Source organism: Kineococcus vitellinus, assembly GCF_009906315.1.
Taxonomy (GTDB): Bacteria; Actinomycetota; Actinomycetes; order Actinomycetales; family Kineococcaceae; genus Kineococcus; species Kineococcus vitellinus.
The window spans coordinates 1-8,259 of the sequence record NZ_JAAALL010000197.1 but is presented as its reverse complement, the minus strand read 5'-3'; the positions used below and the strand labels follow the sequence as shown (position 1 = coordinate 8,259).

At 77.6% G+C, this 8,259-nt stretch carries 8 protein-coding genes and 1 pseudogene; 1 reads left to right on the top strand and 8 read right to left on the bottom strand.

Features of this window, described 5'->3' with window-relative positions:
- From GTQ99_RS15995 to GTQ99_RS15975, 5 genes and pseudogenes are all read right to left on the bottom strand, one after another.
- Positions 1-244: pseudogene (locus GTQ99_RS15995) on the bottom strand (hypothetical protein); the annotation flags it as partial.
- 115 nt (positions 245-359) lie between these two features.
- Positions 360-3,293, bottom strand: a complete 2,934-nt coding sequence (locus GTQ99_RS15990; protein WP_338075035.1) for an FAD-binding and (Fe-S)-binding domain-containing protein — start codon at positions 3,291-3,293, stop codon at positions 360-362.
- An 85-nt stretch (positions 3,294-3,378) separates the two neighbouring features.
- On the bottom strand, positions 3,379-4,002 hold the full coding sequence (locus GTQ99_RS15985) for a maleylpyruvate isomerase N-terminal domain-containing protein (RefSeq protein ID WP_166616728.1): 624 nt from the start codon (positions 4,000-4,002) through the stop codon (positions 3,379-3,381).
- 44 nt (positions 4,003-4,046) lie between these two features.
- Positions 4,047-5,057, bottom strand: coding sequence for an FAD-dependent oxidoreductase (locus GTQ99_RS15980; protein ID WP_166616727.1), 1,011 nt, complete (start codon positions 5,055-5,057; stop codon positions 4,047-4,049).
- Positions 5,054-6,013: a class I SAM-dependent methyltransferase gene (locus GTQ99_RS15975; RefSeq protein ID WP_166616726.1), complete on the bottom strand. Its 960-nt coding sequence runs from the start codon at positions 6,011-6,013 to the stop codon at positions 5,054-5,056. The genes GTQ99_RS15980 and GTQ99_RS15975 overlap by 4 nt, the downstream gene beginning before the upstream one ends.
- Before the next feature lie 47 nt (positions 6,014-6,060).
- On the opposite strand from GTQ99_RS15975, the gene GTQ99_RS15970 reads away from it, so the two are divergent.
- Entirely contained in the window at positions 6,061-6,633 is a 573-nt protein-coding gene (locus tag GTQ99_RS15970; protein ID WP_166616725.1) for a helix-turn-helix domain-containing protein, read from the top strand.
- Between the two features lie 89 nt (positions 6,634-6,722).
- Here GTQ99_RS15970 and GTQ99_RS15965 read toward each other — a convergent pair whose 3' ends face one another.
- The 3 genes from GTQ99_RS15965 to yczE all read right to left on the bottom strand — a co-directional run.
- On the bottom strand, positions 6,723-7,226 hold the full coding sequence (locus GTQ99_RS15965) for a DUF4383 domain-containing protein (RefSeq protein ID WP_166616724.1): 504 nt from the start codon (positions 7,224-7,226) through the stop codon (positions 6,723-6,725).
- A 149-nt stretch (positions 7,227-7,375) separates the two neighbouring features.
- Positions 7,376-7,600 (bottom strand): YciI family protein, encoded by a 225-nt coding sequence (locus tag GTQ99_RS15960; protein ID WP_338075036.1) that lies wholly within the window; start codon positions 7,598-7,600, stop codon positions 7,376-7,378.
- Positions 7,552-8,259: membrane protein YczE (gene yczE / locus GTQ99_RS15955; protein ID WP_166616722.1), on the bottom strand; the 708-nt coding region annotated here is incomplete at its 5' end. The genes yczE and GTQ99_RS15960, both read right to left, overlap by 49 nt.

Sequence of the window (8,259 nt, the reverse complement as noted above, 5' to 3'; positions counted from 1 at the left end):
CCTGGAACTCCGGGTCGCGCGGGTCCTCGCCGGAGGCGCCCCCGCCCGCGACGACGCCCCGCTGGCCGCGGGCGGCCAGCGCCGCGGCCGCGGACTCCTCCACGAACGGGGTGCCGCCCGCGTCGGCGGGGTCGGTGTCGGGGTAGGGCCCCGGCCCCTGCTCGCCCGGTTCCCCCTCGTCGCTGCCGGTCGCCATCGCGCTGTCCAGCTCGGTGCCCGCGGGGGTCCGCTCGTCTCCGTCCACGAGGACGTCCTACCCGCGCGGGCCCTCCCCCACGCCTGCCCCTCCGCGGTGGTCCCCGGCACCTCCGGCGGTGATCTTCCACGGTGCACCGTGGAAGATCACCGCGGAGGGGCGCTCAGTCCTGCGGCAGGGCGTCGGCGAGCAGCTCGGCCAGGTGCTGCGGGCGCACCCCGGCCAGGTCGTCGGACTGGGTGCGGCAGGAGTACCCGTCGGCGACGACGAGGGCGTCGCCGCGCTCGCGCAGCGCGGGCAGCAGGGCGTGCTCGGCGACCTTCACCGACACCTCGTGGTGCCCCGCCTCCGCGCCGAAGTTGCCGGCCAGCCCGCAGCAGCCGGACAGCACCTGCGCGTCGACGCCGGCCTTGGCCAGCAGCGCGGCGTCGGGGGCGAAGCCCATGACGGCGTGCTGGTGGCAGTGCGGCTGCACGACGGCGCGCACGGGCCCGTCGGGGTCCAGCCGCGGGGGCACCCACTCCGGGCGCTGCTCGGCGATGAGCTCGGCGAGCGTCTTCACCCGGCGCTCCAGGGCGTGCGCGCGGGGGTCGTCGGGCAGCAGCTCCGCGGCGTCGTCGCGCAGCAGCGCGGTGCAGGAGGGTTCCAGGCCGACGACGGGGACCTCGGAGGTGCCGAGGGCGTCCAGGGAGGCGCGCAGCTGCCGCTTGGCGCCGTCGAGCTGGCCGGTGGAGACCCAGGTGAGCCCGCAGCAGACCTGCCCGCCCGTCAGCTGCACGGAGAAGCCGAGGTGCTCCAGCAGCTTCACCGCCGCCCGGCCCACCTCGGGGGAGAAGTGCTCGGTGAAGGAGTCCACCCACAGCAGCACCGGCTGCCCGTCGCGCAGGCCCTCCCCGCGCCGCTCGCGCCCGGCGAACCAGGAGCGGAAGGTCTGCTCGGCGAAGCTGGGCAGCGGCCGCTGCTGGTCCACGCCGCCGACGGCGCGGGCCAGGCGGGCCAGCGCCGGCACGGAGGTCAGCGCGTTGACGAGCTTCGTCTCCAGGCGGTGCAGCGTGGCCAGCCGCGCCCAGCGCGGCAGCCAGCCGAGCAGGTAGTGGTTGGTCGGGCGCAACCGGCCGGCGTAGTACTTGTCGAGGAACTCCGCCTTGTAGGTCGGCATGTCGACGCCGGCGGGGCAGTCGACCGTGCACCCCTTGCAGGACAGGCACAGGTCGAGGACGTCCTTGACCTCCTGCGAGCGCCAGCCGTCGGTGACGAGGGTGCCGTTGGCCATCTCCTGCAGCACCCGGGCGCGCCCGCGGGTGGAGTCCTTCTCGTCGCCGGTGGCCAGGTAGCTGGGGCACATGACGCCGCCGGAGTCCGCGCGGCACTTGCCGACGCCGACGCAGCGGTGCACGGCGCGCGTCAGGTCGCCCTCGTCGTGGGAGTAGGCGAACTTCAGCCCCGACCGACCGGGCATCCCGAGCGCGTGCGCGGGGCGGGCCGCGGGCACGCGCAGGTCGGCGTCGACGGCGGCGGGGCGCACGATGACACCGGGGTTGAGCAGGTCGGCGGGGTCGAAGGCGCGCTTGACGGCCTCGAAGGCGGCGATGGCCTCGGCGTCGTACATGAGCGGCAGCAGGCCGCCGCGGGCGCGGCCGTCGCCGTGCTCGCCGGACAGCGACCCGCCGTGGCGGGCCACGAGGCGGGCGGCGTCCTCGAGGAAGGCGCGGGCGCGGGCGCCGCCGCCGTCCTCGTAGAGCGGGAAGTCGATGCGCACGTGGATGCAGCCGTCGCCGAAGTGCCCGTAGGCCAGGCCGTCGACGCCGTGGGAGGCCATGAGCGCGTCGAACTCGCGCAGGTACTCCCCCAGCCGCTGCGGCGGCACGGCGGCGTCCTCCCAGCCGGGCCAGGCGGGCTGGCCCTCGGGGGAGCGCCCGGCCAGGCCGGCGCCGTCCTCGCGGATGCGCCACAGGGCGCGCGCCTCGGCGGCGGTGGGGATGACGACGGAGTCCAGCGCCTGCGAGTCGGCGACCATCGCGCGGGCGGCGGCCAGGGACTCCTCGGGGCTCTCGCCGCCCATCTCCACGAACAGCCAGCCGTTGCCGGTGGGCAGGCCGTCGACCGAGCCGCCGCGGCGCACGACGGCGTCGGCGAGGCGGCGGTCGATGCCCTCCACGGCCAGCGGCGCGTGCTCCAGCAGGGCGGGGGTGGCGTCGGCGGCCTCGTGCATGGAGGCGTAGCCGAGGACGACGAACGTCGTCGACGGCGACTGGCGCACCAGCCGCACGCGGGCGCGCAGGATCGTGGCGAGGGTGCCCTCGGAGCCGGTGAGCAGCCGGGCCAGCGCGGTGCCGGAGCGGCCGTCGCGCGCCCCGAGGTTCTCGGGCAGCAGGTGCTCCAGGGCGTACCCGGAGACCTGGCGGCCGAAGGTGCCGAACGTCGTGCGGATCATCCCCAGGTGCCGGGAGGCGACCGCCCGCAGCTCCTCCAGCAGCTCCGCGGGCGGGTCGTCGGTCCAGTACCGCCGGCCCTGCCCGTCGAGGACCTCCAGCGCGAGCACGTTGTGGCTGGTGCGCCCGTAGGCCAGGGCGTGCGAGCCGCAGGCGTCGTTGCCGATCATGCCGCCGAGGGTGCAGCGGGCGTGGGTGGAGGGGTCCGGGCCGAAGCGCAGCCCGTGCGGGGCGGCCCGCCGCTGCAGGTCGTCGAGGATCGCGCCGGGCTCGACGAGCGCGCTCATGCCCTCGGGGTCGACCTCCAGCACCCGGTTCAGGTGGCGGGAGAAGTCGAGGACGACGCCCTCGCCGATGGCGTTGCCGGCCACGGAGGTGCCCGCGCCGCGGCTGGTGAAGGGGACCCCGAGCTCGCGGCAGACGGCGAGGACGGCCTCGACGTCCTCGCTGGAGCGGGGGAAGACGACGACCTGCGGCACGACGCGGTAGTTGGAGGCGTCGGTGGTGTACTCCGCCCGCCGGCGGCTGGAGGCGTCGACCACGCCGGAGGCGGTGCCGGTGCCGGTGCCGGCGCCGAGGGCGGCTTCCAGGCGGGCGATCAGGTCCGCGGGTCCCGCCGGGCCGGCCGCGGCGGCCTGCGCGCGGGTGTCGTCGATCAGGGTCACCCGTTCAGTGTGCCGCCGCCGGGCGGGTGCTCGGCGCGCGAGCGCTCACCCGCCGCGGGTGAGCTGCCTCACCGCGGCGGGCGCCTCAGAGCACCGTGAGGCCGGGGAGGGTGCGGCCGGTCGCGGCGAGCAGCAGCTGCCCGGCGCGGCCGGTCTCCAGCGCCAGCGCCGCGACGAGCTCCAGGGCCGCGGCGGCCGCCGGGGCCGGGGGCTCGGTCGGCTCGCCCAGCGCCGTGGCGAGGTCGGCGGTGTGGACGACGAGCTCGAAGGTGCGCGTGGGCAGGTAGTCGCGCAGCCGCATCCCGCCCGCCACCGTCGTCAGCAGCTCCTCCCCGCCGCGGGCGGCGACCAGCGGCACGACGCGCGCCGCGAGCCCCGCGACGGCCGCCGCGGGGTCCGCGCCCAGCGCGGTGCCGGCGTCGCGGCCGCGCTGGGCGACGCCGGGCCCGGCGGCCAGCGCGCTCGTCGCGCGGTAGTAGCCGGTGGTGGTGGCGACCTCCACGGCCGCGGCGGGAGCGGCCAGGTACGCCTCCACGGTGCTCAGGCTGCGGCTGGTGTGCCCCACGAGGGCGCGCACGTCCCATTCCCCGAGCCCCGGCTCCCCCCAGCACCCGTCCACCAGCGCGGTCGTGCGCACGAACCAGTCCGCGGCGGCGGCGAAGGCCGCGACGGCCCTCTCGTGCGCGGCGGCGTCCCCCGGAGCGTCCACGGCCGGGATCGTAGGGGCAGGCGCCGCCGCGCGGGGGGCGGTCCTCACAACCCGTGGCGCCGATCCCCCAGCACCAGCGCGCTCACCCGCGCCTCCGCCGCCGCCGAGAACGGCGCGCGCCGCTCCCGCACGGCCCGCGCGAGGTCGGCGGCGGCCAGCTCGCCGTGCACGGCGGCCCCCACCAGCACCCCGGAGGCGGCGGCCGCGGCGACCATCGCCGTCGGCTCGGCGGCGTTGCCGGCCACCCGGACGCCGGGCACCGCGGTGGCCCCGCGCTCGTCGGCCTCGATCCGCGCGCCGGCCGGCGTCGGCGTCGCCTCGCCCCCCAGCGCCTCGTAGAGCGCGGTGCGCGCCACGAAGCGCGGGGCGACGACGACGGCGTCCACCGGGAAGGTCCGCCCGCCCTCCAGCCGCACGGCCCGCACCTGCGCGCCCTCCACCACCAGGCGCTCCACCCGGGGGGTGACCACGCGCACGCCCAGCGCCGCGAGCTGCTCCCACTGCTCCTCGTCCGGCTCGGGCGCCTCGTGCAGGAAGAGCGTGACGTCGTCGCTGAGCCGGCGGAACAGCAGCACCTGGTGCAGCGCCCCCGCGTCGCGGGCCAGGACGGCGATGCGCTTCCCGCGCACCTCCCAGCCGTGGCAGAACGGGCAGTGCAGGACGCTGCGGCCCCAGGCCTCGCGCACGCCGGGCAGCTCGGGCAGCTCGTCGACGAGCCCGGTCGCGAGGACGACGCGGCGGGCGCGCACGTGCAGCGCCCCGCCGTCCACCTCGAGCGCGAAGTCGTCGACGGTGCCGCCGGCGCCGGTGACGAGGCCGTCCACGACCCGCGCGCCGTAGGAGCGGGCCTCGGCGCGGCCGCGGGCGAGCAGCTCCAGGGGCGGGGTCCCCTCCCGGCCGAGCACGTTGTGCGCGGCGTCGGCGGGGGCGTTGCGCGGCTGCCCGGCGTCGACGACGAGGACGTCGCGGCGCGAGCGGGCCAGCGCGACGGCGGCCGCCAGGCCGGCGGCGCCGCCCCCGACCACCACGACGTCGGCCCGCAGCGCGGCGCTCACCGCCGGGCCCCGGGCTCGTCGGCGGCGGGCTCGTCGGCGGCGGGCTCGTCGGCGGCGGGCCGGACGGCGGTCCAGACGGCGCGGGCGGAGGTGAGGGCGAGCCGCGAGCCGCCCTCCTGCAGCGCCGCGACGGCGGCGTCGAGCGCCGCGAGGTCGTCGGCGGGCAGGTCCTCGGCCACCCGGGCCCGCTCCCGCGCCAGCTGCAGCGCGAGGTAGCGGGCGCCGTCGCCGGTGCGGGCCGAGGCGGTGAAGGCGACCTCGCGGCGCTGCACCGGGGCGAACCCGGCCGCGGTGAGCGCCGTCGTCCACTCCGCGGTGACGGGGTACCCGTGCGCGGCGAGGGCGCCGGTGAGGCGGGCGCCGAGGCCGGCGCGGCCGGTGCCGAGGTCGCCGGGCTCGTGCGCGCCCGCGCCGGTCATCTCGACGACGACGAGCACGCCGCCGGGGCGCAGCGCCCCCAGCACCTGGCGCAGCACCTCCCCGGGGTCGCTCACGTGGTGCAGCGAGAGCGCGGCCCAGGCCAGGTCGACGGCGCCCGGCAGGACGGCGGGCCAGTCGCCGTCGAGGTCGCTCAGGTGCGGGTGCACGCGGTCGGCCACCCGCGCCGCCGCGGCCGCCTCGCCCAGCCGCCCGAGCATGGCGGGCGAGGCGTCCAGGGCGTGCACCCGCGCGCCGGGGAAGCGGGCGGCCAGGGCGAGGGTGCCGGTCCCCGTGCCTGCGCCCAGGTCGACGGCGAGGTCGACGGCGCTGCGGGGGTCGGTGCCGAGCGCGGCGGCCGCGGCGTCGAGGGCCGCCGCGAGCACCGGGGCGCCGAGGCGGGCGTCGAGGTCGAGCAGCTCGGCGAGGCCGGTGTCGTGCTCGGGTGCGGGGCCGTGGCCGGGACGGCCGTGCGCGTGGCCGTGCGCGTGGCCGTGCTCGTGGCCGTGCGCTGGGGGGTGCGGGTGCGTCGGCGTCATGGGTCCACGGTAGGCAAGTTATTCGCCAGAGGCATACCATCTTGCGCATGAAGCAAGAAGTGCTCGACGACGTCGTCCGCCAGCGCATCCGGGGCCTGCGCCTGGCGCGGGGCTGGACGCTCGACGCGCTCGCCGCCCGCTGCTACCTGTCGCCCTCGACGATCAGCCGGATCGAGACGGGGCACCGGCGCATCGCCCTCGACCAGCTCGTGCCGATCGCCGCGGCGCTGGGCACCACGCTCGACCAGCTCGTGCAGCCCGAGGGCGACGACGACGTCGTCATCCGCCCCGAGCCGGAGAGCAGCGCCGGCCTGACCCTGTGGCTGCTCTCGCGCGAGCGCGACCGCCGCGGTGCCACGATCGCCAAGATGCGCATCACCCCCGAGCGCGTCGTGGACGAGCCCCGGGTGCACCCCGGCCACGAGTGGTTCACGGTGCTCAGCGGGACGGTCCGGCTGCGGCTGGGCGAGCGGACGATCCTCGTGCACGCGGGCCAGGCGGCGGAGTTCTCGACGATGACCCCGCACGCCGTCGAGGCGCACGAGGGGCCGGTGGAACTGCTGACGATCTTCGACCACGACGGCGAGCGCGCCCACCTGCCCGGGCACCGGCACGGCTGAGGCCCCCGGCGACGACCGCGGTCGTCACCGGGGGCCTCAGCGGGTCCTCGGCGGGGAGGCTGCCCCCGGCGGGGAGGGTCAGCGGCGGGTCACTGGACGTCGCCGCCGGCGGTGGAGCCGTGGATGCCCTGCGCGGTGGCGTGCGTGGTCCGGCGCGGCAGGACCAGGCCGAGCAGGAGCATGCCCAGGGCCAGGACGAGGTGCAGCCAGTCGTCGGCGCTGTTGAGCGGGACGAAGTTGGCGGTGCTGGTGTCGGAGGTGACCAGCCCGTAGACCCACAGGGCCAGGTAGGCGACGCCGCCCACGAGCAGGTAGGTGCGGGCCGTGGCGGGGCGGCGGGCCATGAGGACCCCCAGCACGCCGAGGCCCAGGTGCAGGACGTTGTGCAGGATCGAGACCTGGAAGACGCCCAGCAGCATGGCCATCGACTCGTGGCCGGCCCCCGCCATGGAGCCGTAGTCGGTGGTGATGCCCGGGATGAACCCCATGACCCCGACGAGGATGAAGGCCACGCCCACGACCATCGCCGCGAGGCTGACCGGGGAACGGCTGACGGACAGGCGGGAGGACGCGGACGTCCTGGTGTTGCTCATCGCGACTCCTCACGGACGGTCCGGGCGCGACCGCCCGGCGCTCGGTGGCCGTGATCTCGACCTGCTCCCAACGGTAGGCACTCGCCGCCGAAGCGCAACGCGACCGGTGGCGCCGCCGTCCCGGGGCCGTCCCGCCGTCCCCGCTCAGCTCACAGCGCGTCCTTCAGCCGCCCGAGGACGACGGTCCAGCCGACGACGGAGCGGGCGGCGACGACGCGGCCGTCGGTGACGAACGGGTCGGCGTCCAGCAGCGCCTGCACGCCCGCGGCGTCGGCGGCCTCGAAGACCAGCACCGCGCCGCCGGCGTCGGTCGGCCCGGACATGATCAGGGTGTCGCCGAGCGAGGCGAGCCACTCGCGGTGGACGGGGCGCACCTCGTCCCGGGCGGCGGTGTCGGAGGTGTACTCGTAGCGGGCGACGAAGTGGGGCACGTCCCGGACGCTACCGCCCGCGCGGGCGCCAGCAGCGGCAGGAACAGGCCCACGAGCGGGCCGATCCCCAGCGCGAAGGCGACGGTGCCGGCGCCGACGTCGCCGCCGAGCGCCCAGCCGACGGCCAGGACGCTCACCTCGATGCCGCAGCGCACCACCCAGATCGGCTTGCCGGTGCGCGCGTGCAGGCCGGTCATGAGCCCGTCGCGCGGGCCGGGGCCCAGGCCCGCGCCGATGTAGGTGCCGCTGGCGACGGCCAGCAGCACCAGGCCCACGGCGAACAGCGGGACCCGCAGCGCCAGGGCCTGCGGAGCGGGCAGCAGGTCGACGGTCGCCTCGATGACCGTGCCCACGAGGGCGACGTTGAGGACGGTCCCGAGGCCGGGGCGCTGGCGCAGCGGGATCCACAGCAGCAGCACGCCGAGCCCGACGAGGTTGGTCACCCAGCCGACGCCGATCCCCGTGGTGACGGCCAGCCCCTGGGCCAGGACGGTCCACGGCCCGACGCCGACGGCCGCGAGGACCATGAGCCCCTCGGCGACCCCGTAGAGGACGAGACCGGCGAGGAGGCGGAGGAGGCGGGCCGGGGACCGTCCTGGCCC